General features: G+C 65.6%; 27 protein-coding genes and 1 tRNA gene. 19 read left to right on the top strand and 9 right to left on the bottom strand.

Annotated elements, in window-relative coordinates; genetic code table 11:
* The first annotated feature begins 58 nt into the window (after positions 1-58).
* Positions 59-922: a helix-turn-helix transcriptional regulator gene (locus tag G9408_RS11905; RefSeq protein WP_168454230.1), complete on the top strand. Its 864-nt coding sequence runs from the start codon at positions 59-61 to the stop codon at positions 920-922.
* 25 nt (positions 923-947) lie between these two features.
* Here the strand turns inward: G9408_RS11905 and G9408_RS11900 are convergent.
* Positions 948-1,021: transfer RNA gene (locus G9408_RS11900), tRNA-Gln, on the bottom strand.
* A 169-nt stretch (positions 1,022-1,190) separates the two neighbouring features.
* Between G9408_RS11900 and G9408_RS11895 the strand changes: the two genes are divergently transcribed.
* Together G9408_RS11895 and G9408_RS11890 are read left to right on the top strand one after the other, a co-directional pair.
* A complete protein-coding gene (locus G9408_RS11895) occupies positions 1,191-2,483 on the top strand; it encodes an FAD-dependent oxidoreductase (RefSeq protein WP_168454229.1) in 1,293 nt (430 codons plus the stop codon).
* 22 nt (positions 2,484-2,505) lie between these two features.
* On the top strand, positions 2,506-2,910 hold the full coding sequence (locus G9408_RS11890; RefSeq protein ID WP_168454228.1) for a DoxX family protein: 405 nt from the start codon (positions 2,506-2,508) through the stop codon (positions 2,908-2,910).
* A 95-nt stretch (positions 2,911-3,005) separates the two neighbouring features.
* Here the strand turns inward: G9408_RS11890 and G9408_RS11885 are convergent, their stop codons facing one another.
* Entirely contained in the window at positions 3,006-4,262 is a 1,257-nt protein-coding gene (locus tag G9408_RS11885) for a dipeptidase (protein ID WP_168454227.1), read from the bottom strand.
* A gap of 219 nt (positions 4,263-4,481) precedes the next feature.
* Between G9408_RS11885 and G9408_RS11880 the strand changes: the two genes are divergently transcribed.
* A complete protein-coding gene (locus tag G9408_RS11880; protein ID WP_168454226.1) occupies positions 4,482-5,657 on the top strand; it encodes an acyl-CoA dehydrogenase family protein in 1,176 nt (391 codons plus the stop codon).
* Positions 5,658-5,786: 129 nt separating this feature from the next.
* Here the strand turns inward: G9408_RS11880 and G9408_RS11875 are convergent, their stop codons facing one another.
* Together G9408_RS11875 and G9408_RS11870 are read right to left on the bottom strand one after the other, a co-directional pair.
* Positions 5,787-6,383 (bottom strand): hypothetical protein, encoded by a 597-nt coding sequence (locus tag G9408_RS11875; RefSeq protein ID WP_168454225.1) that lies wholly within the window; start codon positions 6,381-6,383, stop codon positions 5,787-5,789.
* On the bottom strand, positions 6,380-6,706 hold the full coding sequence (locus tag G9408_RS11870; RefSeq protein ID WP_168454224.1) for a PadR family transcriptional regulator: 327 nt from the start codon (positions 6,704-6,706) through the stop codon (positions 6,380-6,382). Before G9408_RS11870 ends, G9408_RS11875 begins: the two co-directional genes overlap by 4 nt.
* Before the next feature lie 75 nt (positions 6,707-6,781).
* On the opposite strand from G9408_RS11870, the gene G9408_RS11865 reads away from it, so the two are divergent.
* A complete protein-coding gene (locus G9408_RS11865) occupies positions 6,782-7,417 on the top strand; it encodes a ferric reductase-like transmembrane domain-containing protein (RefSeq protein ID WP_168454223.1) in 636 nt (211 codons plus the stop codon).
* 13 nt (positions 7,418-7,430) lie between these two features.
* Here G9408_RS11865 and G9408_RS11860 read toward each other — a convergent pair whose 3' ends face one another.
* Entirely contained in the window at positions 7,431-7,745 is a 315-nt protein-coding gene (locus G9408_RS11860; protein WP_168454222.1) for a metalloregulator ArsR/SmtB family transcription factor, read from the bottom strand.
* An 88-nt stretch (positions 7,746-7,833) separates the two neighbouring features.
* On the opposite strand from G9408_RS11860, the gene G9408_RS11855 reads away from it, so the two are divergent.
* From G9408_RS11855 to G9408_RS11845, 3 genes are read left to right on the top strand one after another with little or no spacing between them, the layout of a single operon-like run.
* Positions 7,834-8,793: an acyl-CoA desaturase gene (locus tag G9408_RS11855; RefSeq protein WP_168454221.1), complete on the top strand. Its 960-nt coding sequence runs from the start codon at positions 7,834-7,836 to the stop codon at positions 8,791-8,793.
* Positions 8,774-9,979 (top strand): M20 metallopeptidase family protein, encoded by a 1,206-nt coding sequence (locus G9408_RS11850; RefSeq protein WP_168454220.1) that lies wholly within the window; start codon positions 8,774-8,776, stop codon positions 9,977-9,979. The genes G9408_RS11855 and G9408_RS11850 overlap by 20 nt, the downstream gene beginning before the upstream one ends.
* Positions 9,976-10,224 (top strand): GlsB/YeaQ/YmgE family stress response membrane protein, encoded by a 249-nt coding sequence (locus tag G9408_RS11845; RefSeq protein ID WP_137870726.1) that lies wholly within the window; start codon positions 9,976-9,978, stop codon positions 10,222-10,224. The genes G9408_RS11850 and G9408_RS11845 overlap by 4 nt, the downstream gene beginning before the upstream one ends.
* A gap of 3 nt (positions 10,225-10,227) precedes the next feature.
* Here G9408_RS11845 and G9408_RS11840 read toward each other — a convergent pair whose 3' ends face one another.
* From G9408_RS11840 to G9408_RS11825, 4 genes are read right to left on the bottom strand one after another with little or no spacing between them, the layout of a single operon-like run.
* On the bottom strand, positions 10,228-11,001 hold the full coding sequence (locus tag G9408_RS11840; protein ID WP_168454219.1) for an AAA family ATPase: 774 nt from the start codon (positions 10,999-11,001) through the stop codon (positions 10,228-10,230).
* Positions 11,001-12,587, bottom strand: coding sequence for an L-aspartate oxidase (nadB, locus tag G9408_RS11835; RefSeq protein WP_168454218.1), 1,587 nt, complete (start codon positions 12,585-12,587; stop codon positions 11,001-11,003). Before nadB ends, G9408_RS11840 begins: the two co-directional genes overlap by 1 nt.
* Complete coding sequence (locus G9408_RS11830; RefSeq protein WP_168454217.1) at positions 12,584-12,784, bottom strand: hypothetical protein; 201 nt, start codon at positions 12,782-12,784, stop codon at positions 12,584-12,586. Before G9408_RS11830 ends, nadB begins: the two co-directional genes overlap by 4 nt.
* The gene (locus G9408_RS11825) at positions 12,777-13,700 is read right to left on the bottom strand and encodes an ABC transporter ATP-binding protein (protein WP_168454216.1); all 924 of its coding nucleotides are present in this window, start codon (positions 13,698-13,700) and stop codon (positions 12,777-12,779) included. The genes G9408_RS11830 and G9408_RS11825 overlap by 8 nt, the downstream gene beginning before the upstream one ends.
* Before the next feature lie 112 nt (positions 13,701-13,812).
* On the opposite strand from G9408_RS11825, the gene G9408_RS11820 reads away from it, so the two are divergent.
* The 11 genes from G9408_RS11820 (at position 13,813) to G9408_RS11770 (ending at position 22,186) form a co-directional block, all read left to right on the top strand.
* Entirely contained in the window at positions 13,813-14,373 is a 561-nt protein-coding gene (locus G9408_RS11820; RefSeq protein WP_328804452.1) for a DUF4402 domain-containing protein, read from the top strand.
* Between the two features lie 142 nt (positions 14,374-14,515).
* Positions 14,516-14,713: a zinc-finger domain-containing protein gene (locus G9408_RS11815; protein ID WP_120217403.1), complete on the top strand. Its 198-nt coding sequence runs from the start codon at positions 14,516-14,518 to the stop codon at positions 14,711-14,713.
* A 203-nt stretch (positions 14,714-14,916) separates the two neighbouring features.
* On the top strand, positions 14,917-15,408 hold the full coding sequence (locus G9408_RS11810; RefSeq protein WP_168454215.1) for a DUF4402 domain-containing protein: 492 nt from the start codon (positions 14,917-14,919) through the stop codon (positions 15,406-15,408).
* Positions 15,409-15,450: 42 nt separating this feature from the next.
* Entirely contained in the window at positions 15,451-16,893 is a 1,443-nt protein-coding gene (gene tldD / locus G9408_RS11805) for a metalloprotease TldD (RefSeq protein ID WP_168454214.1), read from the top strand.
* Between the two features lie 301 nt (positions 16,894-17,194).
* Complete coding sequence (locus tag G9408_RS11800; RefSeq protein ID WP_168454213.1) at positions 17,195-18,421, top strand: hypothetical protein; 1,227 nt, start codon at positions 17,195-17,197, stop codon at positions 18,419-18,421.
* Positions 18,422-18,501: 80 nt separating this feature from the next.
* Positions 18,502-18,906, top strand: coding sequence for a hypothetical protein (locus G9408_RS11795; RefSeq protein WP_168454212.1), 405 nt, complete (start codon positions 18,502-18,504; stop codon positions 18,904-18,906).
* Positions 18,907-19,037: 131 nt separating this feature from the next.
* Positions 19,038-19,622: a DUF924 family protein gene (locus G9408_RS11790; RefSeq protein WP_235957766.1), complete on the top strand. Its 585-nt coding sequence runs from the start codon at positions 19,038-19,040 to the stop codon at positions 19,620-19,622.
* Positions 19,623-19,650: 28 nt separating this feature from the next.
* Entirely contained in the window at positions 19,651-20,217 is a 567-nt protein-coding gene (locus tag G9408_RS11785) for a pyridoxamine 5'-phosphate oxidase family protein (protein WP_168454210.1), read from the top strand.
* Positions 20,217-20,429: a putative signal transducing protein gene (locus G9408_RS11780; protein WP_168454209.1), complete on the top strand. Its 213-nt coding sequence runs from the start codon at positions 20,217-20,219 to the stop codon at positions 20,427-20,429. The genes G9408_RS11785 and G9408_RS11780 overlap by 1 nt, the downstream gene beginning before the upstream one ends.
* Before the next feature lie 128 nt (positions 20,430-20,557).
* Entirely contained in the window at positions 20,558-21,253 is a 696-nt protein-coding gene (locus G9408_RS11775) for an endonuclease/exonuclease/phosphatase family protein (RefSeq protein WP_168454208.1), read from the top strand.
* Positions 21,254-21,847: 594 nt separating this feature from the next.
* Entirely contained in the window at positions 21,848-22,186 is a 339-nt protein-coding gene (locus G9408_RS11770) for a P-II family nitrogen regulator (protein ID WP_003043080.1), read from the top strand.
* The last annotated feature ends 11 nt before the right edge of the window (positions 22,187-22,197 follow it).

The following is a 22,197-nucleotide window of genomic DNA, read 5'->3' as shown; positions in this document are numbered from 1 at the left end:
TCCGGCGCAGTTTTTGGGTTTAGGCAAGACGAGTCGTGGGGACTCGCGAGGTGGGCGATTGACCGAAGCCGCACAGATATGGGACGGGATCCGGCCGCGATCCCCGCGCGACGTCGTCGCACGGCACCAGGCGCAGATTGGTCGTCTCGGCATATTGGCTGCGACCGAAAATCTGGCGCGCCCGACCGACTGGGCGTTCGAGGAAGATCACCACATCATCGTTGTCCATCTGGGCGGACAAGTGGTCCGGATGGACTGCGAATTTTCGGTTGGGCCGTCGGGCAGCGCGCTGCCATCGCGCGGCGATGTCTGGGTCGTCCCGGCGGCGTGCCGCTATGCGGCATTGGCGCAGGGCGAACGGGCCGAGTTCGTCGAGTTCCGCGTGCCGACCGCGCTGCTTGACGATGCTCCGCTCGCTGCGCGCGTCCAGTATCGCGACGACAGCCTTTTCGGCGCCACGGTCCGGCTGGCGAATCTCTTGCGCAGCGCCGATGACGATCTGTCGATCATGGCGGCGCGCGGACTTGGCGTTGCCCTGGAATGGCATATTCGTCGGCAATATGGGCCCGGCACCCCACGATCGCGGCGCCGTCAGCTGTCGGCGTCCGACCGGATCCTGCTGGCCGACACTATCCGCGGGCAGCTCGACGCCCGCCACAGTCTTGACGTGCTGGCGAGGCTCATCGGGATGGATGTTCGCCGCTTCACGGCAGCCTTCCAGCAAGCGTTCGGCCTGTCGCCGTGGCAATATGTCATGCGCGTGCGGCTCGACGAAGCGGCGCGGCGGCTCCGGAACACCAACGAATCGGTGACCGACATCGCGCTGACAACCGGCTTTGCCACGCCGAGTCACTTTGCGACGGCCTTTGCCCGGCGCTTCGGCATGGCACCGTCACGCTATCGCGCGGCAGTTCGTCCTTAGGGCCAGGATCCAGCGATGGAAGGATTGGATGCCCCGCGAGGATTCGAACCTCGATAGGCGGTATCAGAAACCGCAGTCTTACCATTAGACGACAGGGCAATCGTGAGGCGGGCGCAATATGATTCCAGCGCCGCGCTGTCAAGACCGCCGTTCCGGTCCGCACAAGGTCGCTTGCCCTGCCGCATTTCGCCGCTAGCATCACGGCATAACAGATAAAGAACAGTTGGGGGGCCGCGCGCCCGCGCGGACACCCGCAAGGAGTGGGTTGATGCGTCATGTCGCGATCGTCGGGTCGGGTCCCGCGGGCTATTACACCGCCGAAACACTTCAGAAAGCCGAGGATATTGCGGTCGACGTCATCGACCGGCTGCCCGTCCCCTATGGCCTGATTCGCACCGGCGTCGCGCCCGACCATCAGTCGATCAAGGCGGTGTCGCGGCGCTACGAAGGCGTCGCGCTGACCGACAATGTCCGTTTCGTCGGCCATGTCGCGGTCGGCAGCGACGTGACGATCGACGAGCTGGTCGAATTATACGACGCGGTGGTGCTGGCAACCGGCGCGCCGAACGACCGGCCGCTCGATATTCCCGGCGCCGACCTGCCGGGGGTGATCGGCAGCGCCGCCTTTGTCGGGTGGTACAATGGTCATCCCGATTTTGCCGGGCTGAATCCGCCGCTCGACGCCGCCGGAGTCGCGGTGATCGGCAACGGCAATGTCGCGCTCGACGTCGCGCGCATTCTGGCGAAGACCCCGCAGGAATTTGCGGGCAGCGACATCGTCGCGCACGCGCGCGCGCAGCTCGCCGAAAGCGCGGTGCGCCATATCCACATATTGGGTCGCCGCGGCCCGCACCAGATTGCGATGACGCCGAAGGAGCTGGGGGAACTGGGGCATCTCGAGCGCGCCAGCCCGCGCGTCGACCCCGCCGACCTGCCGCAGGAAGGCGACGATGCGCTGCTCGAACCCGGGATGCGCAAGTCGGTGACGCATTTGCGGAGCTTTGCCGCCAACCCGGTCGCCAAGCCGGTAACGATCGATTTCGACTTTTTCGCGATGCCGGTGGCGATCGAGGGCGACGGCAAAGCGCAGCGCGTGATTGTCGAGCGCACCACGCTGGACGACGAGCTGCGCAGCCATGGCACCGGCGAAACCTATGCCATCGAAGCCGGACTGGTCATCAGCTGCATCGGCTATCAGACCCCGCCGATCCCCGGCGTCCCCTATGAACATGGCCGCGGCCGCTTTGCCAATGACGAGGGCCGGATCTTGCCGGGATTGTACTGCGTCGGCTGGGCGCGGCGCGGGCCGTCGGGGACGATCGGCACCAACAAGCCCGACGGCGCGCGGATCGCCGAACTGGTGCTGGAGGATGTCGGGCGCGGCGCGGGCAAGGCCGGGCGGCCGGGGCTCGATGCGTTGCTGGCGAGCCGCGGGGTGGCGCCGGTGACCTTCGCCGACTGGCGGCGGATCGAGGCCGCCGAGGTCGCCGCAGCGCTCGACGGCAACCCGCGCGAGAAATTCGTCAGCGTCGAGGCGATGCTGGAGGCGATCGGGCGGTGACGCCCGCAGACGGCAAAGCGCGTTGAAGCGCGCCGTTCGCACGGCGCTCCGCTGGCTGCTCGCGCTCGCTTATGGCTATGCAGGCTATCTGCACCTGGTGCGACCCGAGCCGTTTCTGGCGATCACCCCGCCGTGGGTGCCGCAGCCCGAGCTGGTGGTCACCGCCACCGGCGTCGCCGAGATTTTGGGAGCGCTCGGGCTGATGATTCCGCGGATGCGCAAGGCCGCAGGGTGGGGACTGGCGCTTTATGCTCTCTGCGTATGGCCCGCCAATGTCCACCACGCGCTCGCCAATGTCGCGATCGGCGGCGAGACATTGAGCTGGTGGTACCACGGCCCGCGGCTGGCGTTGCAGCCGGTGATCATCTGGTGGGCGCTGTGGGCCAGCGGGGCAGTGGAGTGGCCGTTTGGAGTGCGCAAACCCTGATCCGTCATTGCGAGCGCAGCGAAGCAATCCAGAGCGGGTTTACGCGCGCTCTGGATTGCCGCGTCGCCTGCGGCTCCTCGCAATGACGAGGTTCCCTACTTTGCGACCGGCGTCTCTACGGGCGGCCGCCCCTTCTGGCTGGCGGCATAGGCTTCGTTCGCCTTCAGCACGCGCAGCATGTTGCCGCTCGATATCTTCTCGAGCTCCGCCTGCGTATAACCGCGCCGCGCCAGTTCGGCGAACAGCGCCGGATAGCCGGTGACATCCTCCAGCCCGACCGGGGTCGCGTCCATGCCGTCATAGTCGCCGCCGATCCCGATATGGTCGACGCCGATCGTCTTCTTGATATGGTCGATATGGTCGGCGGCGAGCCCGAGCGGGGTCGACGGCGGCGGATTGGCCGCGTCCCAAGCCTTGAGCGCCGCGGCGGCGCCGTCGGGGTTGCCGAGATAGAGCGCATCGAGCCGCGCCCGCTCGGCGGTCCGCTTCAGGCCATGTTCGCGCAAATTGGGGTCGACGAAGGCGGCATAGAACACCACCATGATCACCCCGCCACTCGCCTTCACGGCGGGCAGCACGCTGTCGGGGACGTTGCGCGGATGGTCGTTGACCGCGCGCACCCCCGAATGACTGAACATCACCGGCGCCTTGGTTGCTTCCAGCGCGTCCTTCATCGTCGCTTCGCTGACGTGGCTTAAATCGACGATCATGCCGAGGCGGTTCATTTCGCGCACGACCTGGCGCCCGAAATCGGTGAGCCCGCCATGCTTCGGCGCATCGGTCGCACTGTCGGCCCACGGCACATTCTTGCCGTGGGTCAGGGTCATATAGCGCACCCCCATGCCGAACATTTCGCGCAGCACGGCGAGCGACGAGCCGATCGACTGGCCGCCCTCGATCCCCAGCATCCCGGCGACCTTGCCCGCCTTCATCTGCCGTTCGAGTTCGGCCGAATTATAGGCGAGCGACAGGTCGGCGGGATAGCGCGCGATCAGCCGCTTCGCGACGTCGATCTGTTCGATCGTCTGCTGTACCGCGAGCTGCTCGTTGGTGTTCGACGGCACATAAACCGACCAGAATTGCGCCCCGACGCGGCCCTTGCGCAGCCGCTGGATGTCGGTGTGCATCACCGTTCCGTCGGGCTTGGGCTTGGTGGTGTCGCGAAAATCGAAATTGTTGATGACGTTCCCGACCTGCCCGCGCAATTCCCACGGCACGTCATTATGCCCGTCGAACACCGGCGCGCGCTGGAGCGCGGCTTCGGTAACCGCCTCGGGCGATTTCTGCGCCGTGGCAGGGGTGGTGATGAGGGCGAGAGCGGCAAGGCCGGCTAGCAGGGAGGGTTTGTTCATAGGGCGCGACCTTAAGTGCTTGAGCGGAAGGCGCAACCCCGTGACCACCCATGCGTCCGATAGGTCGCGCCATATCATCTCACACAAAGACACGAAGACACAAAGATCGCCGCATTTTCCTCCTTCTTTGTGCCTTGGTGTCTTTGTGCGAGATATTCCAAGGCGCCTTCGGCGCGTCCGAACTTGACGTTTACGTCAACCACGCGCAGCATCATCCCCATGACAGCATTCGACGACTGGCGCGCGCGTTCGCCCTATTATGACGAAACCCACGAGGCGCTGGCGCAAAGCGTCCGCCGCTTTGTCAGCCGCGAGATCGCGCCGCACATCGACCGCTGGGAGGCCGAGGGCGAGCTGCCGCTCGAATTGCACAAAAAGGCCGCGGAGGCGGGCATATTGGGTCTGCGCTATCCCGAACAATATGGCGGACACAGCGAAGGCTTCGACAATTTCCACGGCCTCGTGCTGACCGAGGAGCTGGCCGCGGTCGGCGCGGGCGGGCTCGGCGCGTCGCTGATGACGCATGGCATCGGACTGCCGCCGATCCTCGCCCTGGGGTCCGAGGAATTGAAGGAGCGCGTCGCACCGCCAGTGCTGGCGGGCGACAAGATCATCGCGCTCGGCATCACCGAGGCGGGAGGCGGCAGCGATGTCGCGAACCTCAAGACGACCGCGGTGAAGGACGGCGACGATTATATCGTCAACGGCGGCAAGATGTTCATCACCAGCGGTATGCGCGCCGACTGGCTGACCTGCGCGGTGCGCACCGGCGAGCCGGGCGCGGCGGGCATTTCGCTGCTGCTGATCGATATGTCCAGCCCCGGGGTCGAGCGCACCCGGCTCGACAAGATGGGCTGGCGGTGCAGCGATACCGCGGCGATCCATTTCAGCGATGTCCGCGTACCCGCGAGCAACCTGATCGGCCCCGAGAATGGCGGCTTCATCGGCATCATGCGCAATTTCAACAGCGAGCGGCTGGGGATGGCGATGGGCTGCTGCGCCTATGCCCGCGTCGCGATGGCCGAAGCCGCCAAATGGGCGCAGAGCCGTGAGACCTTTGGGCGTCCGCTCGTCGGCCACCAGTCGATCCGCATCAAGCTCGCCGACATGGAACGCCAGATCGAAGCGACGCAGGCGTGGGTCGACCTCTGCGCCTGGCAGGTCAAGCATGGCAAGGACCGCCCCGCCGACTTTGCGATGCTGAAGGTACAGGCGACGCGGATGCTGGAGGCGGTCGCGCGCGAGGCGGCGCAGGTGCTGGGCGGCGCGTCCTATATCACCGGCAGCAAGGTCGAGCGCATCTACCGCGAGGTGCGCGTCAACGCGATCGGCGGCGGCAGCGAGGAAATCATGCTCGACCTCGCGGGTCGGCAGTTGTTCAGCGGCAAGCGTTAGGACGCAGCCCTGCTACGCCCAAATCCGTTTGTGCTGAGCTGGTCGAAGCACCGTTCTTCCTTTCGACATTGCGAAAGAACAGCCTTTCGACAAGCTCAGGGCGAACGGTTCTTGGGAAGCCGTGCAGCTCTATAGCGCCAGCCGCCGCGCATAGCGGTCGAGCCTCGCCAGCTGCGCCATCAGCCCGCCGAGCAACAGCAGTTCGATGAGCGCGGTCCCGACGATCAGCGCATGCGCCGAATCGCTCGACGCGCCCTGAAACGCGCGCACCAGACTGGCGCCGACCGACAACGCCAGACTGCCCGCAGCGAAGTGCAGCCAGCGGCGCACGAGCGCGATCCGGCGCCGCGACGCCATCCACCACGCCGCGCCGATGCAAAGCAGCGCCGCGACGAGCCCGCCGCGATCGAACCAGGTCAGCGGGTCGGCGCCGCCCGGGATGTCGAGGACGACCGTGCGCAGCCGCATCAACAGCAGCGTAGCGACACCGAGCAGCCCCGCCACGACGCACGAGCGCCGCAACCGGTCGGGCAGCGCCGCCTCGGCATAGGCGCGCGCGATGTCGCTCGCGCGGCCAAAGCGCCGCACCGCATCGGCCTCGCCCACCTGTTCGGCGGTGTCACACAGATGCGATTCGATCTCGTCGCGTACGCGCCGCGACAGGCCGGGGTCGAACGCCAGCACATCATCGAGCTCGTCGAGATAGGTGGCGATCGGGCCGCTCATGCGCGGGCACCCAGCACGCGGTCGATGCCGCTGGCAAAACTCTGCCAGCCCGCGCGCCGCTCGATCAGCGACTGACGGCCGCTGTCGGTCAGCGCATAGACGCGCCGTTTGCGCCCGCCGTCGGGCTGAACCCAGCGGCTGGCGAGCAGCCCCGCAAGTTCGAGCCGGTGCAGCGCCGGATAGATTGTCCCTTCGGGCAGGTCGAAATGGCCACCGCTGCGCGCGCGGATCGCCTCGATGATCGCATAGCCGTGCAGCGCTTCGTCGCCGATCGTGGCGAGCAGCACGGCATCGAGATGGCCCTTGAGCATTTCAGCAGACATGCCTGCCGATTTAGCTTTGCAACGCTAGGTATGCAAGTTATACCTAGCAACACTAGGCTTTAACGGGAGGATGTTATGACGGCGACAACGACGGGGGCGGCAGCGCCGACCAAGGGCTGGGCCGAAGGCTGGGGGTTGTTCTGGACGCTGACCTGCGCGCTCGCGGCGATGGCGCTGGGCTTTCTCTTCGCCATTGGCTGGGATACCGAAGGCTATCGCATGGTGATCCGCGCCACCGCGCGCACGTCGCTCGTCCTGTTCCTCGCCGCCTTTGCCGCGTCGGCGGTGGTGAAGCTGTGGCCCGGCCCCTTCACGCGCTGGCTGCGCCGCAACCGGCGCCAGCTCGGGCTGGGCTTCGCCATGTCACACTTCATCCACGCGCTCGCGATCATCGCGCTGTGGAAAACCGACCCCGGCACCTTCTGGATGCTGACCAACCCCAAATCGATTGCCACGGGCGGCACCGCATATCTGTTCATCGCGCTGCTCGCCACGACCTCGTTCGATCGCATGGTCAAGGCGCTCGGCCCCAAGCTCTGGGGCCGCCTGCACTGGTGGGGCGTCTGGGTGGTCGCGGTCAGCTTCATTTTCACCAACGGCAAGCGCATCCCGGTGAGCCTATGGTACGCGCTGCCGGTGGTGCTGGTCGTCATGGTGATCGTGCTGCGCGTGGTCGCGGGGCAGAAACAGCGGCGGGCGGCGCTGGCCTGACGCCTCGTCGCGACTATTGATCCTCGCGCTTGTCCGCGAGCGCGCGCGATTCGGCCTTCAGCGGCCGCGACACCGGGCAGACTTCCTGCACATAACCGTTGAGCACATTGGCGAGCGCATCGGGCAGCAGCCGATAAAAGACGAACTGCCCCCGCTTTTCGCTGGTAATCAGCCCGGCATTTTCCAGCACCGACAGATGTTGCGATACCGCCGGTTTGCTCATGTCAAAGCGGGCAGCGATGTCGCCCGCGCTGAGCTCGGCATGCGCCAGATAGGCAAGAATCTTGCGGCGCGGCGTCGATGCCAACGCCTGAAAAACCCGTTCCATGGGTTCCGAAATGGGCATCGAAGCGCCGCTTGACAAGAGATAATTTATTTAAGTAATTACTTATATTCTTTCCAACGTGGAGTCGGGCATGCGCAGCGAGTTGGACCCCCATGCGGTCAATTTCCTGATCGACGAGGATGGACCCGATCCGTGCAGGGGCCGCGTGCGCGCCGACATGCCGAGTATCCTCTGGAACGGCGGCATGGCGGCGACCGCGCTCCTTGCAGGCTCTACCTTCGCGACACCCTCAGCGATCGCGCTCTTCTTCGTCACCACGGGCGCAGCGCTGCTGCTTGGCCACAGCGTCGGCTATCATCGCATGATGATCCACGGCAGTTTCAAGGCGCCGCGCTGGCTGACCCGCACGCTCGCCTGGTTCGGCGCCGTGGTCGGCATGGCGGGTCCCCATGGCATCATCCGCGCGCACGACACGCGCGACTGGGCGCAGCGGCAGGCCGGTTGTCATCCGTTCCTCGCGCACAAGACGCACATCCTGCGCGATGCCTGGTGGCAAATCTATTGCCGCCTCGATCTCGACCAGCCGCCGCGCTTCGACTTCGCCGAACTCGACCGGGACCCCTTCTATCGCTGGCTCGAGGCGACCTGGCGGTGGCAGCAATTGCCCGTTGCGCTCCTCTTCTTCGTCATCGGCGGCTGGGGCTGGGTTGTCTGGGGCGTCGCCGCCCGCGTCGCGGTCGCCAATCATGGTCACTGGCTCGTCGGCCATCTCGCACACAATCGCGGGCCGCAGCACTGGACGGTCGACGCGCACGGTGTACAGGCGTTCGACGTCCCATGGGCCGCAATCCCGACGATGGGCGAGGCATGGCACAATAATCACCATGCCTATCCCGGCTCCGCGCGCATCGGCCTCCTCCCCGGGCAAAGCGACTGGGGCTATGCCTTCGTCCGCCTGTGCGAGCGGTTAGGACTGGTATGGGACGTTCGCACGCCCGACACGATGGGTGAACGCCCCGGGCTTTCTGAGGTGCCTCGACACGGAGGCGGCTTCGCGGCACAGTCGCCGCATGGACACGCCATCACATAGCTGGCCCGCCGAGGCCGAAACGCTGCTCGACGATCTTGTCGACCTGCGCCGCGCCATCCACCGCGAGCCTGAACTTGGCCTGCAGAACCCCAAGACGCTGGCCAAGATCAAGGACGCGCTCGCCGGGTTGCCGCTCGAATTTCGCGAGGGGCCGTCGACGACCGGGCTGGTCGCGATCCTGCGCGGGCCGGCCAACGGGCGCACCGTGTTGCTGCGCGGCGACATGGATGCGTTGCCGCTGCTTGAGGAAACCGGGCTCGATTTCGCGTCGGAGATCAGCGGCGCGATGCATGCGTGCGGGCATGACACGCATGTCGCGATGCTCGTCGGCGCGGCGAAGCTGCTCTGCGCCGCGCGCGACCGGCTGCCGGGGACGGTGATGTTCATGTTCCAGCCGGGTGAAGAGGGCCATCATGGGGCGCGCTTCATGCTCGATGACGGGATCATCGACCCGCTGCCCGACGCGGCCTTCGCGCTCCACATCATGCCCAACGCGCCGCACGGGATTTTCGCCGGACGCGCGGGGCCGCTGCTCGCCTCGTCCGACGTGCTGTCGATCACGGTCAAGGGCGCGGGGGGCCACGCGTCGATGCCGCACGATGCGGTCGACCCGATCCCCGTCGCCTGCGCGATTGTCACCGCGATCCAGACGATGGTGACGCGCCGCATCTCGGTCTTTGACCCCGCCGTCGTGACGATCGCGAAAATCTCGGCGGGGACGACGAACAATATCATCCCCGAGACCGCCGAGATGCAGGGCACGATCCGCACCCTGTCGCCCGAGCGCCGCGCCATGGTCGCGCGCGAGCTGAAGCGCCTCGCCCCGGCGATCGCCGAAGCGCACGGCTGCACCGCCGAGGTCGAAATCGTCGAGGGCTTCCCCGTCACCGTCTGCGACGCGCGCGCGGTGAGTTTCGGCCAGTCGGTCGTTGAAAAGACGTTTGGCGAAGCGGCCTGGCTGACGATGGACAATCCGGTGATGGGCGCCGAGGATTTCTCCTACGTCCTCGAAAAAGTCCCCGGCGCGATGTTCTGGCTCGGCGCGAGCGAAGCGGGCAGCGACTGGCGGCAATGCTGCGGGCTGCACAGCAACCATATGGTGCTCGACGAAAAAGTGATGGCGCGCGGCGCGGCGCTGCACGCGGCGCTGGCCGAGCGGTTTTTGCATGAAGGATTTGGCACATGATCAACATCATCGGCGCGATCATCTCGGGCCTGATCATCGGCGCGCTGGCGCGCTTCTTTTATCCGGGCGCGGTCGAGATGGGATGGATCGCGACGATCCTGCTCGGCATCGGCGGCTCGCTGCTCGCTGGGCTGGTGACGACGCGCGGCGTGCGCGGCGAATTCCACCGCGCGGGATGCTTCGCGTCGGTGATCGGGGCGATTGTGTTGATTCTGGTCGGGCGGTTGTTGGGGATAGGTGGGTGACGCCTATTCGATCATCGCTTCCACGGTTTCGTGGGGATAGAGCATAAATTCCCGATAAAGCTTGAAATGCGCCGTCTGCTCGACGGTGGTCGGTTGGATCACGAAGGGCTCGATCTGCCAAAGATCGGCGTCAGGCAACGCCATCAGGATTGGCGAGTGCGTCGCCATGATCACCTGACAATTTGCAGCACGCTGCATCCGCCGCAGGATTTTCAGGAAATCGAATTGGCGTTGGGGCGATAGTGCGGCCTCCGGTTCATCGAGAATGAACAAACCCTGCTGGCTGAGCCGTTCCTCGAAGAAATCGATAAACCCTTCGCCATGCGAGGCAGAAAGAAAATCGGCGTGCCTTGACCCCGCTTCATCCAGATAACGCGCCACCGAGAAGAATGTCTCGGCGCGAAAGAACCACCCGCGCTTAACTTGCGGCAACCAAGCACTTCGGAAAACCCGTCCGAGCGCGCCGCCGTCGGCGCCCGACGCATGGCCCTGACCGACCGCTGCCATACCTTGGGCGCCGCCGCCCTCATTGAAGCCCGCCATCGTCGCAATCGCCTCGAGCAAGGTCGATTTGCCCGAGCCATTCTCGCCAACGATGATCGTCACCGGACGCTCAAAACGAATGTCCAAGCCGCTGCGAAGGAGCGGCATATTGAAGGGATAATGATCGGCGTCAGCCCAGTCGGGCCACGCCACGGTCCCCGCTTCGTCCTCTGGCAGCCACACACGCTTCAGAAACGGGGGCGGCAGGCGGGTGTCGCGCGACCGCCGCACCATCAGGGCACCAGCACCGTATCGACCGCGTGCGGCAGCATCGCCGGATAATCGAGTGTATAATGCAGCCCGCGGCTCTCCTTGCGGTGGAGCGCGCTCCTGACGATCAGTTCGGCGCATTGCAGCAGGTTTCTAAGCTCGATCAGGTCGGTCGTGACGCGGAAATGGCCGTAATAATCCTCGACCTCGCCGGTCAGCAGGCGGATGCGGTGCTGCGCGCGTTCTAACCTCTTCGTCGTGCGCACGATGCCGACGTAATTCCACATGAAGCGGCGGATTTCGGTCCAGTTCTGCTTGATGATCACCTCTTCGTCCGAATCGGTGACGCGGCTTTCGTCCCATGGGCGGATCGAGGGGGGCGGTTCGAGCTGGCCCCAGCGTGCGATGATGTCCTTGGCCGCCGCCTCGCCGAACACGAAACATTCGAGCAGGCTGTTCGAGGCAAGACGGTTGGCGCCGTGGAGGCCGCTTTCGGTGCATTCGCCCGCGGCGTAAAGCCCGGGCAGGTCGGTACGCCCGTCGAGGTCGATCAGGATGCCGCCGCAGGTATAATGTTGCGCGGGGACGACGGGGATCGGCTGCTTCGTCATGTCGATGCCGAGCGTCAGCAGCTTGTCGTAGATGTTCGGGAAATGCCCGGCGACGAAATCGCGGTCGAGATGGCTGATGTCCAGATGGACATAATCGAGTCCGAAGCGCTTGATCTGGTCGTCGTTGGCGCGCGCCACGACATCGCGCGGCGCGAGTTCGGCGCGCGCGTCATAATCGGGCATGTAGCGGTGGCCGGTGACGGGGTGCTTCAAGATGCCGCCCTCGCCGCGCACCGCCTCCGTGATCAGGAAATTCTTGACGTCGAGATTGTAGAGGCAGGTCGGGTGGAACTGCATCATCTCCATGTTCGACACGCGGCATCCCGCGCGCCACGCCATCGCGATGCCGTCGCCGGTCGCGCCTCTGGGAGCCGTAGAGAATTGATAGACGCGCCCCGCGCCGCCGCTCGCGAGGATCGTCGCGCGTCCGACATGCGCGCGCACCTTGCCGCTCTTTTCATCGAGCGCATAGACGCCCCAGACGCGGCCCGAACCCGAATAGCGTTCCTCGTGTCGGCCGGTAATCAGGTCGATGCACGCCTGTCCGGGGAGCAGGGTGATGTTCGGATGCGCCGCGGCGGTCTTGAGCAGTGCCGCCTGCACCGCCCAGCCGGTCGCGTCGTCGACATGGACGATGCGGCGATGCGAATGGCCGCCCTCGCGCGTCAGGTGCAGCGCGTCGCTGTCCTTGTTGAAGGGCACGCCCATCTCGACCAGCCGTTCGATCGAGGCGGGCGCATTCTCGACGACGAATTCGACCGTCTCGCGCCGGTTCAATCCGCCGCCCGCGACCATCGTATCCTCGATATGATTTTCGAAGGTGTCGCCCGCATCGAGCACCGCGGCGATCCCGCCCTGCGCCCAGGCGGTCGACCCGCCGGTAAGCTCACCCTTCGCGAGCACGAGCACGCGGCAATGATCGGCGAGCGCGATCGCGGCGGTGAGCCCCGCCGCGCCCGAGCCGACGATAATGACGTCGTGAGGGGTGATGTCGGTCAAGAGCCTATCTCCGGCGAGGCGTCGAGCAGTTGATCCAACGTGCCATTGACGTCCGACACTTCAACCTCGATCAAGACCTTGCGTAGCGCGGGGCGGTTTCGATCCGCCAAAGCCGTATCGAATTGGTCGAAAAGGCCGCGGGCATAAAGCCGCTCGTTGAGCGTCATGCCCGCCAGCGGTTCGGGCGCCTCAACCATTCGCCGCGCGCGTCAGGTTCAGGAAAACATCCTCGAGATCGGCCTCGCGGGTCGAGACGTCGACGATGCCATGGCCCATCGCACCCACCGCGGCGAGCACCTCGCCCGCGTTGACGCGATCCTTGTTGTAGTGGATCGCGAGACCCCGCTCGCCCTCGCGCTCGACCTTGTCGAAGGCCGCGTGCGACGGCAGGTCGGTGACGTCGGCATCCAAGGTGACCACGACGATCTTCTCGCGCGCCATGTCGACCAGCTCGCGCGTCGGCTTGTTCGCGATCAGCTTGCCATGGTTGATGATCGCGATGCGGTCGCACAGCTCCTCGGCCTCCTCCAGATAGTGCGTCGTCAGCACCACGGTGACGCCGCGATCGTTGAGCGACTGGACATAGGACCAAAGCTGCTGGCGAAGTTCGATATCGACCCCGGCGGTCGGTTCGTCGAGCACGATGATCGGCGGCGAATGCACCATCGCCTTGGCGACGAGCAGGCGGCGCTTCATCCCCCCCGACAGGGTGCGCGCATAGGCGTCGCGCTTGTCCGACAGATGCACCGCGGCGAGCAGCTCGTCCGAAATGCGCTTCGCCTTGGGCACGCCATAGAGCCCCGCCTGATTCTCGAGCGTCTCGAACGGCGTAAAAAACGGATCGAAGACGATTTCCTGCGGCACGATGCCGATCGAATATTTGGCGTTTCTGGGATCGGCGTCGATGTCGAAGCCCCAAATGCTCGCGCTGCCACTCGTCTTGTTGACCAGCCCCGCCAGGATATTGATCAAGGTCGACTTGCCCGCCCCGTTCGGCCCCAAAAGCCCGAAGATCTGGCCGCGCGGCACATCGAAGCTGACATTGTCGAGCGCCTGCTTGCCGCCGGCATAGAGTTTGGACACGGCGTCGATGCGGATGGCGGCTTCGGTCATGGTGGCTGCCATAGCCGCGCACCCCGGCCTGTAAAAGCCTTCATCGCTGCCGCCGCTTTTCGTGGGCGCGGCGTTAACGCTATGTTGGATAATCGCCGCTAGGACCAATGATGTGAGGACCAGACACACCCAAAACCCGCAGTTCATGCTGCGCGGCATCGCCGCTTGCGCGCTGCTGATGGCCCCGGCCATTGCGGCGCCGGCCCAGGCCCAGCAAACGGCGCAGGCGCAAAGCGAAGCCATCGTGCTGCGCCCCCTATCCTTCTTCAAGGTCAACGACCTCAGCTTTGGCGACATCATTCCGTCGAACGTCGCGGGAACGGTGACGCTGGCGCCCGACGGATCGCGCAGCCGTACCGGCGGCGTCACGCTGGCCGGCAATGGCGGCGAACCGGCGCGTTTTGCCGGGCTCGGCACGGTCAACCGCCAGGTCAATATTTCGCTGGGGTCGAACACGATCTGGCTGACCGGACCGGGGGTGCGCATGCGCGCCCGCACGTTCGAAATCGGCAGCACCCCGACCGCGATCCTGTCGACATCGCCGACGCGGTTCCGGATCACGTCGGCGCTCGGCAACTACAACTTTCCAATCGGCGCGACGCTGGAAGTCGGCGCCAACCAGGCGCCCGGCGACTACAGCGGGACGTTCACGGTCACACTCAACTATCTCTAGAGCTTCTGTGGGGGAAGAAGCGGCACCGGATGACCACCTATATTCGCAAGAATATTGGCCGGTGCCGCATGTCCCCTGCCGGTCGTTCGACGGCGCAGACCCCGATTGCTCCCGCCCCGCGCGCTTGCTATGGGCGCGATCGATGACCCAGCCCGCGCCCGAAACCATCCGCACCCCGAAAACCCGCATCGCCTGCGACGGCACCGGCGACGGCCTTGCCAACGCCGCGCTCGGCCACCCGCGCGTGTGGCTGGAAATCGACCCCGACGCGGGGTTCGCCGACTGCGGCTATTGCGACCGGCGCTTCATCCTGATCGGCGGGGTCGCCGATAAAGCTTAGGCGTCGGCGGGATCGCCGACGGGGCTCAACCGGCGCGGCGCGCGACCGGCGCGCGCAGGAGTAAACAGCCGCTTTACCACGCCCGTGCATCAACCACTCACATCCCGTTGGCATAAATGTGCCAGACAGGAGCAGAATCTGTGGGGATTCGAGGGACCAGAAGCTGTCGGGATGCCGCGCGCGCCCTGACCATTGCCGCCGCCATGGCGGCAGCCATGTCGTGCGCATCGGCACAGGCGGCCGACACCAACGTGACCGCCAATGCGGCGATCGTGCGCCCCAACACGCTGATCAAGACCGACGATCTGAACTTCGGGACGCTGGTCAGCGGCCCAACCGGCGGTACCGTCACCGTCAACCCGGTCACCAATGCGCGAACCTCGGGCGGCGGCGTGACGCTCGTCGGCACCACTGCGCAGCGCGCCACATTTCAGGGAACCGGGGGGATTTTCCTGATCACCGTATCGGGCAGCACGTCGGTGACGCTGGCGCGGATCGGCGGCGGCGCGCCCAACATGACCGCCAGCCTAGTGCGCGCCGCCAGTACCAGCGGCGGCGGCATCGCGCTGCTGGGCGCAACGCTGCTGCCCAGCGGGGTGCAGACCTATTATATCGGCGGCACCCTCACGGTCCCGGCGAACCAGCCCGCGGGCGATTACAGCGGCACCTTCACGCTGACGGTCAATTATCTCTGACGGCGGTTTGCGCGCGCGACGCGCCATGCCTATATCGGCCGCATGACCAGTCCCACCGACCCCCGCCGTTTCCTCTACCGTGCCGACGCGCTCGACCCCGATCTGGCGCAGGCGCTCGCGCGCGAAGCGCTTGCCAAGGCCGATGACGGCGAGCTCTATCTGCAATATCGCGCGACCGAGAGCTTCGGGTTCGATGACGGGCGCCTGAAGACCGCCGATTATTCGACCGATGCCGGGTTTGGCCTGCGCGCGGTGTCGGGCGAGATGACGGGCTTTGCCCATGCCAGCGACATCAGCGCCGGGGCGATCCGCCGCGCCGCCGAGACGCTGGCGCTGCTCGACCCCGCCAGCCAGCCGCACGCCGCGCCGCCGCCGCGCACCAACCGCCATTTGTATGACGAAGCAAACCCGCTCGACCTCATCCCCTTCGCGAAGAAGGTCGCGCTGTGCCAGGAAATCGACGCCGCCGCGCGTGCGCGTGACCCGCGCGTCGCGCAGGTGTCGGTCAGCCTTGCCGGCAGCTGGTCGGTGGTCGAGATCGTCCGCGCCGACGGGTTCCTCGCGACCGACATCCGCCCGCTCGTCCGCCTCAACGTCTCGATCGTGGTCGAGGAGAACGGCCGCCGCGAGAGCGGGGTTTTCGGGCTCGGTGGGCGTTACATGTACGACCATCTGTTCGAACCCGCGCAGTGGAACCGCGCGATCGACGAAGCGCTGGCACAGGCGCTGGTCAATCTGCGCGCCGTCGACGCCCCCGCGGGCGAGTTTACCGTATTGCTCGGCCCCGGCTGGCCCGGTGTGCTGCTCCACGAGGCGGTCGGCCACGGGCTCGAGGGCGATTTCAACCGCAAGGGAACCAGCGCCTTTTCGGGCCGCATCGGCGAGCGCGTCGCCGCGCCGGGGGTGACGGTGGTCGACGACGGCGCGATGGAGAGCCCCGTCGGCGGCGGTCGCCGCGGTTCGCTCAGCATCGACGACGAAGGCACCCCGACCGGGGAGACGGTGCTGATCGAGGACGGCATCTTGAAAGGCTATATGCAGGACCGCCTCAACGCCCGCCTTATGGGGGTCGAACCGACCGGCAACGGGCGGCGCGAAAGCTTTGCCCACGCGCCGATGCCGCGGATGACCAACACCTTCATGAAGGGCGGCAACGACGATCCCGCCGAGCTGCTCAGCCGCGTGAAGAACGGCATCTTCGCCAAAAGCTTCGGCGGCGGCCAGGTCGACATCGTGTCGGGCAAATTCGTGTTCAGCTGCACCGAGGCGTATAAGGTCGAGAATGGCAAGCTCGGCACACCGATCAAGGGCGCGACGCTGATCGGCGACGGGCCGAGCGTGCTGACCAAGGTGATGGGCATCGGCAACGACATGGCGATCGACGAAGGCATCGGCATCTGCGGCAAGGGCGGCCAGAGCGTCCCCGCGGGCGTCGGCCAGCCGACCTTGCTCGTGAACGGGCTGACAGTGGGCGGGACGGCGTAAATTCCTTCTCCCTTGATGGGAGAAGGATACGGAGCCTTATCGCGAAGCGATTAGGCGGAGTTGGATGAGGGTGAAGGCGCGTCCATTCGCCCCCTGTTTCAGGACGCGAGAGCACCCCCACCGCCGCGACTAGCCAGCAAGCTGGCAAGTCTCGCTGCCTCCCCCATCACGGGGGAGGATTTGTCAGGTGTGACGCACCTCACTTGGCGGGCCGCTTTTGCGCGCCTATAGTCTCTTCAAACAGAAAAGAAATCGGGCCGCATTATCCGCCGGGTCTCCCCCGGCAACAGGGAGGATATTCATGCGTTCGAGTCTGCGTTTCGTTTCCGTCGCCGCCATTGCCTCGATGCTCGCCGCCGTGCCGGGTTCGGCCCAAAAGACCACCGGCCCTGTCGAACGCTATGAAATGGACGTCGCGACCGCGTCGGGCTTTGCCGCGATGGCGGCGGGCGGGCGCGGGGTTGGCAGCATGATGGGGATGATGTTCGGCGGCGGGCCCGACGGCAAGGTCGCGCGCACGCTGGAGCTGCGGCTGGGGTCGAACCAGACGCCGACCGCGCCGCCGGTCAAGGCCGATCATTTCTTCCTGCCGCAAGCCAAGCTCGGCAAGTCGGTGCCGCTGCTCGGCCCCGAACCCGGCAAGCCGCGCGAGCGCGAGGACGGCAATGAAATGCCGAGGGATTTCGAGCGTCCCAAGGGCCGCCTGCTGCTGTTCTGGGGCTGCGGTGCCAAGGCCGGGCCAGGGCAGCCGGTGATCATCGATTTCGCCAAGGTCGCCGCGGGGCAGATGCCGCCCAATCTGTTCACCACCACCGTGCCGCGCATCCGCGAGGTGATGGCGTCGAACAGCAAATCCTACGCCAGCTGGCCGAACAGCAAATCGTCGAAACAACCATCGTCGGGATCCTCACTGCTCGGCGCGCACCGGATCGCGGGCAACGTCGGGCCCGAGATCAACTTCACCCTCGCGCAGGACTATATGCCCGGGCTGAATGCTTCGACGACGATGCAGGGCGACGGATCGGTGATGATCCGTTGGAACCAGCTGGTTCCCGCCACCGGCTATGTCGCCTGGGCTTTCGGCGGCATGGACCGCGGCAGCGCGGGGGGCGACATGGTGTGGTGGACGAGCAGCAACGCACGCGAGTTCGGCGGTGGGCTGTGGGATTGGCTGCCGCCCTCGACGGTCGCGGGGCTGGTGGCGAAGAAGGTCGTGATGCCACCGTCGCAGACAAGCTGCGCGATCCCCGCCGAGGTCAAGAAGGCTTCGGGGGAGATGATGATCGGCAACCTTAATGCCTTTGGCCCCGAGGCCAATTTTTCCTATCCACCGAAGCCCGCGGGCAATGCGGTGTGGAACATCGACTGGACCGCAAAAGTGCGCTTTCGGTCGCATACCATGTTGATGATCGGCGCCGATTTCGGCGGCATGGGCGGATCGGGCAGCAGCAGCACCCCTGCGGAGCCCGCGAAGAAAAAGAAATGCAAAGGCCCACTCGGCATCCCGCTGCCCGACGGGGCGTGCTGATCCGCGCCGGTCAGGCTCTGTTCACGCGCGTTGGCGTAGGGCGGCGGCGGGTAGGATATGTTGAAGACAGGAGTCGAACCATGCGTCTGCACATTCCGATGATTTTGGCCGCTGCCGCGCTCGCCGCAATCCCCGCGACCGCCAGCGCGCGCGAACGGCTCGCGCCCGAAGATCAGCTGGCCAAGCTGCTCGAAGGCCGCGTCGCGGGCGAACCGCAAAATTGCATCCCGCTGTCGATGGCGCACAGCAGCCAGGTGATCGACAAGACCGCAATCGTCTACCGCGTCGGCAGCACACTGTGGGTCAACCGGCCCGAAGGCGGGGCGTCATCGCTCGACGACGACGACATCCTGGTCACCAAATTGTCGGGGAGCCAGCTGTGCAGCATCGACGCGGTCCAGCTGCATGACCGCAGCAGCCATATGTACAGCGGCTTCGTCTCGCTCGGCAAATTCGTGCCGTACCGGCGCGTCAAGGGCGAGTAGCCGCTCCACCGGTCATCGTCATCCCGGCGCAGGGTGTTGGGAGGCACGTGACTCCCAACACGATCTCTCCGTTGCGGCCGTTCGTTATGGTGAGATCCCGGCCTTCGCCGGGATGACGATTGATGGGAAGAATGACGTTGGTACTCGAAACCGAAAATCCACCACTGGCCCCGCCCGCCGACTGGCCGCAACAACTCCTCGCCTTCTGGTTCGACGTGCATGGGATGGACGACTGGCACGGCGGCGGCCCCGATTTTGACGCCGAAGTGCGCAACCTCGCCGAAGATTGGCACACAGCGCTCCGTTCGCAGCCCGCCGAAGCCTTTCTTGCCGATCCCGACACCGCGCTCGCCGCTGCGATCCTGTTCGATCAGGTGCCGCGCAACATCTATCGCGGCCATGCCGACGCCTTTACCACCGACAGCCTGGCCCGCGCGATCGCGCGCGGCATCGTAGCCAAGGGGTGGGACCAGGCATGGCCCGACGAACGGCGCCAATTCGCCTATCTGCCCTTTGAACATAGCGAGGACATTGCCGACCAGCACGAATCGCTGCGGCTGATGAACCAGCTCGCCGATCCGATGTTTCACGACTATGCGCAGCAACATTTCGATATCATCGACCGCTTCGGCCGCTTTCCGCACCGCAACGAAGCGCTCGGCCGTGCGACGCGGCCCGAGGAGGTTGAGGCGATAGAAGAGGGCAAGAATTGGTGATAGGACGGCGCCGATACGGAGACGCACGATGGCCGAATTCACCGACACGCTGACCGACAAACATATCGCTTTCATCGAAAAACAGCCGGTCTTTTTCACCGCGACCGCCGCTGCCGACGCGCGGATCAACCTGTCGCCCAAGGGCTATACCGACAGTTTCCGCGTCCTGTCCGAAAGCCAGGTCGCCTATCTCGACCTCGCCGGGTCGGGCAACGAGACCCACGCGCATCTTGCCGCCGACGGCCGCATCACGATCATGTTCTGCGCTTTCGACCGCAGCGCGCTGATCCTGCGCATCTATGGCCGCGGCCGCCCGGTGCTGCCGCAGGACGATGATTGGGCCGCGCTTGCGGCGCATTTCACCCTGCTGCCCGGCACGCGCCAGATTTTCGTCATCGATGTGGAGAGCGTCCAGACCAGCTGCGGCTGGGGGGTGCCGATGATGGAACTCCAGCACGAGCGCGACACGCTGCAAAAATATCATCGGCAGGCCGACCGGACGCTGTGGGTCGAAAAGACACTGGGCCGGACCCAAAGCATCGATGGCTTGCCGACGCGTCCCACTGACCGTTTCATCGAGGGCGAGCCTGCCTGATGCCACTCGTCGAACTCGTCCGCATCCCGAACGGCGCCGAAGCCGAACTGCTGCGCGGGCGGATCGAAAGCGCCGGGGTGCATGCCGTCTGTTTCGACGCCGGGATGAATATCGCCGAAAGCGTCGGGTTGATGATCCCGGTGCGGATCATGGTGCTCGACGAGGATCTCGACGAAGCGCGGGCGTTGCTGGCGGAATTTGAGGCGGGCTAGCTGCAACCTAACCCCACGTCCGTTCGTCCTGAGCTTGTCGAAGGACCGTTTTTCCATTTGAAAGAAAGCAGGACCGTGCTTCGACAAGCTCAGCACAAACGGATTCAAGGTCAGTTCCAAACCCTCCCATGATCAAAGTTGCCAGCTACAATATGCGCAAGGGCATCGGGCTCGACCGGCGCCGCGATCCCGGGCGGGTGCTGGCGGTGCTCGGCGAGCTCGACGCCGACATCGTCGCGCTGCAGGAGGCGGATCGCCGCTTCGGCACGCGCGCCAGCGCGATCCCGCCGCACATGTTCGAAGATCATAGCGACTATGTGCCGGTCGCGCTGACGGCCCGTCCGCACAGCATCGGCTGGCACGGCAATGCGCTGCTCGTCCGCAAGGGCGCGGAGGTCGAGGAAAGCCATGCGCTGCACCTGCCGACGCTCGAGCCGCGCGGCGCGGTCGCGGCGACGATCCGTATCGGCGGCACAAGATTGCGGGTGGTCGGCATGCACCTCGACATTTCGGGGCTGCGCCGCCGCCATCAGGCGCGTGCGATCCTGAATCACGTTGCGGAAGGCGAAGTGCTGCCCACCATATTGATGGGTGACTGCAACGAATGGCGCGCAACTGGCGGCTGCCTGCATGATTTCGGCGAGCGCCACCGGCTGATCGACACCGGCCATAGTTTCCACAGCCGGCGCCCGGTGGCGCGGCTCGACCGCATTTTCGCCTCGCCCGACCTGGAGGCGGTGGACGCGGGGGTGCATCGCAGCGCGCTCGCCGCGCGCGCATCGGACCATCTGCCGATCTGGGCGCAGTTCCGGGCGGCGGGGTAAAGCCGACGGCTTTGAACGGCTGCTTTGGGGTGGGAAGCGGACATAGCCGATCCTCCCCGGAACGGGGAGGGGGACCAGCGAAGCTGGTGGAGGGGCACCGTCGGTTTGCCTTGCCGCCGAAGTCGTGCGCCCCTGCTACGTTCCCGGAAAGCTTGGTTCTTTCGGCCCAGCGCAGCGCAAACCGCCTGTGCCCCTCCACCACCCTTCGGGTGGCCCCCTCCCCCGGTGGGGGAGGATCGGCTATGTCCGCAACCGGTGGTTCCCATACCCTCGTCATCCCGGACTTGATCCGGGATCCATCGCAGCGCCAAAGTCATGGATCCCAGATCAAGCCTGTCCTGAGCTTGTCGAAGGGTCCGGGATGACGATGATTGAGGGGCTATCTTCGGTCTGGGGCTGTCATCTCCAAGACGCGAACGATCGTCGCACAATGCCTAAATTTTAGGCAAACCCCTGCCTCACCTGCCCAGTAAACGACCGATTATTCGCCTGATCGCAGGAACCCCGTCACAAAATGTTAACTTTTCCGCGCCGCGCGTAATCTGGCACGGCTGTTGCACTGCAACATGATGCTATTGGGCAAAAGGGGGCATCATGAAGCTGATCCTGGCAATCATTAAACCGTTCAAGCTCGACGAGGTGCGCGAAGCGCTCACCGGCTTGGGTATCGCCGGCATGACCGTGACCGAGGTCAAGGGGTTTGGTCGGCAAAAGGGGCAGACCGAAATCTATCGCGGCGCCGAATACGCCACCAACATGGTGCCGAAGGTGAAGATCGAGCTCGTCTGCGACGACGCGCTCGCGCCGCGGGTGGTCGAAACGCTCCAGCAAAGCGCCGGCACCGGGTCGATCGGCGACGGCAAGATTTTCGTTCTCGACGTGGGTCAGGCGGTGCGCATCCGCACCGGCGAAACCGGCGAGGCGGCACTGTGATGACAAAGGGG

The organism is Sphingopyxis microcysteis, assembly GCF_012274265.1.
GTDB classification, from domain to species: Bacteria; Pseudomonadota; Alphaproteobacteria; order Sphingomonadales; family Sphingomonadaceae; genus Sphingopyxis; species Sphingopyxis microcysteis.
The sequence above is the reverse complement of the archived record's forward strand: the minus strand, read 5'-3'. Positions and strand labels throughout refer to the sequence as shown.

Bases quoted from the DNA above. Each gene is read 5' to 3' on its own strand.
- G9408_RS11840 (WP_168454219.1), bottom strand. From the start codon at position 11,001: ATGGTGCGGCGGTCGCGCGACACCCGCCTGCCGCCCCCGTTTCTGAAG.
- G9408_RS11870 (WP_168454224.1), bottom strand. From the start codon at position 6,706: ATGTCTGCTGAAATGCTCAAGGGCCATCTCGATGCCGTGCTGCTCGCC.
- G9408_RS11845 (WP_137870726.1), top strand. From the start codon at position 9,976: ATGATCAACATCATCGGCGCGATCATCTCGGGCCTGATCATCGGCGCG.
- G9408_RS11895 (WP_168454229.1), top strand. From the start codon at position 1,191: ATGCGTCATGTCGCGATCGTCGGGTCGGGTCCCGCGGGCTATTACACC.
- G9408_RS11830 (WP_168454217.1), bottom strand. From the start codon at position 12,784: ATGGTTGAGGCGCCCGAACCGCTGGCGGGCATGACGCTCAACGAGCGG.
- G9408_RS11875 (WP_168454225.1), bottom strand. From the start codon at position 6,383: ATGAGCGGCCCGATCGCCACCTATCTCGACGAGCTCGATGATGTGCTG.
- G9408_RS11790 (WP_235957766.1), top strand. From the start codon at position 19,038: ATGACGTTGGTACTCGAAACCGAAAATCCACCACTGGCCCCGCCCGCC.
- G9408_RS11800 (WP_168454213.1), top strand. From the start codon at position 17,195: ATGCGTTCGAGTCTGCGTTTCGTTTCCGTCGCCGCCATTGCCTCGATG.
- G9408_RS11780 (WP_168454209.1), top strand. From the start codon at position 20,217: ATGCCACTCGTCGAACTCGTCCGCATCCCGAACGGCGCCGAAGCCGAA.
- G9408_RS11850 (WP_168454220.1), top strand. From the start codon at position 8,774: ATGGACACGCCATCACATAGCTGGCCCGCCGAGGCCGAAACGCTGCTC.
- G9408_RS11825 (WP_168454216.1), bottom strand. From the start codon at position 13,700: ATGACCGAAGCCGCCATCCGCATCGACGCCGTGTCCAAACTCTATGCC.
- G9408_RS11865 (WP_168454223.1), top strand. From the start codon at position 6,782: ATGACGGCGACAACGACGGGGGCGGCAGCGCCGACCAAGGGCTGGGCC.
- G9408_RS11880 (WP_168454226.1), top strand. From the start codon at position 4,482: ATGACAGCATTCGACGACTGGCGCGCGCGTTCGCCCTATTATGACGAA.
- G9408_RS11775 (WP_168454208.1), top strand. From the start codon at position 20,558: ATGATCAAAGTTGCCAGCTACAATATGCGCAAGGGCATCGGGCTCGAC.
- G9408_RS11815 (WP_120217403.1), top strand. From the start codon at position 14,516: ATGACCCAGCCCGCGCCCGAAACCATCCGCACCCCGAAAACCCGCATC.
- G9408_RS11785 (WP_168454210.1), top strand. From the start codon at position 19,651: ATGGCCGAATTCACCGACACGCTGACCGACAAACATATCGCTTTCATC.
- G9408_RS11855 (WP_168454221.1), top strand. From the start codon at position 7,834: ATGCGCAGCGAGTTGGACCCCCATGCGGTCAATTTCCTGATCGACGAG.
- G9408_RS11860 (WP_168454222.1), bottom strand. From the start codon at position 7,745: ATGGAACGGGTTTTTCAGGCGTTGGCATCGACGCCGCGCCGCAAGATT.
- tldD (WP_168454214.1), top strand. From the start codon at position 15,451: ATGACCAGTCCCACCGACCCCCGCCGTTTCCTCTACCGTGCCGACGCG.
- G9408_RS11810 (WP_168454215.1), top strand. From the start codon at position 14,917: ATGGCGGCAGCCATGTCGTGCGCATCGGCACAGGCGGCCGACACCAAC.
- G9408_RS11885 (WP_168454227.1), bottom strand. From the start codon at position 4,262: ATGAACAAACCCTCCCTGCTAGCCGGCCTTGCCGCTCTCGCCCTCATC.
- G9408_RS11770 (WP_003043080.1), top strand. From the start codon at position 21,848: ATGAAGCTGATCCTGGCAATCATTAAACCGTTCAAGCTCGACGAGGTG.
- G9408_RS11795 (WP_168454212.1), top strand. From the start codon at position 18,502: ATGCGTCTGCACATTCCGATGATTTTGGCCGCTGCCGCGCTCGCCGCA.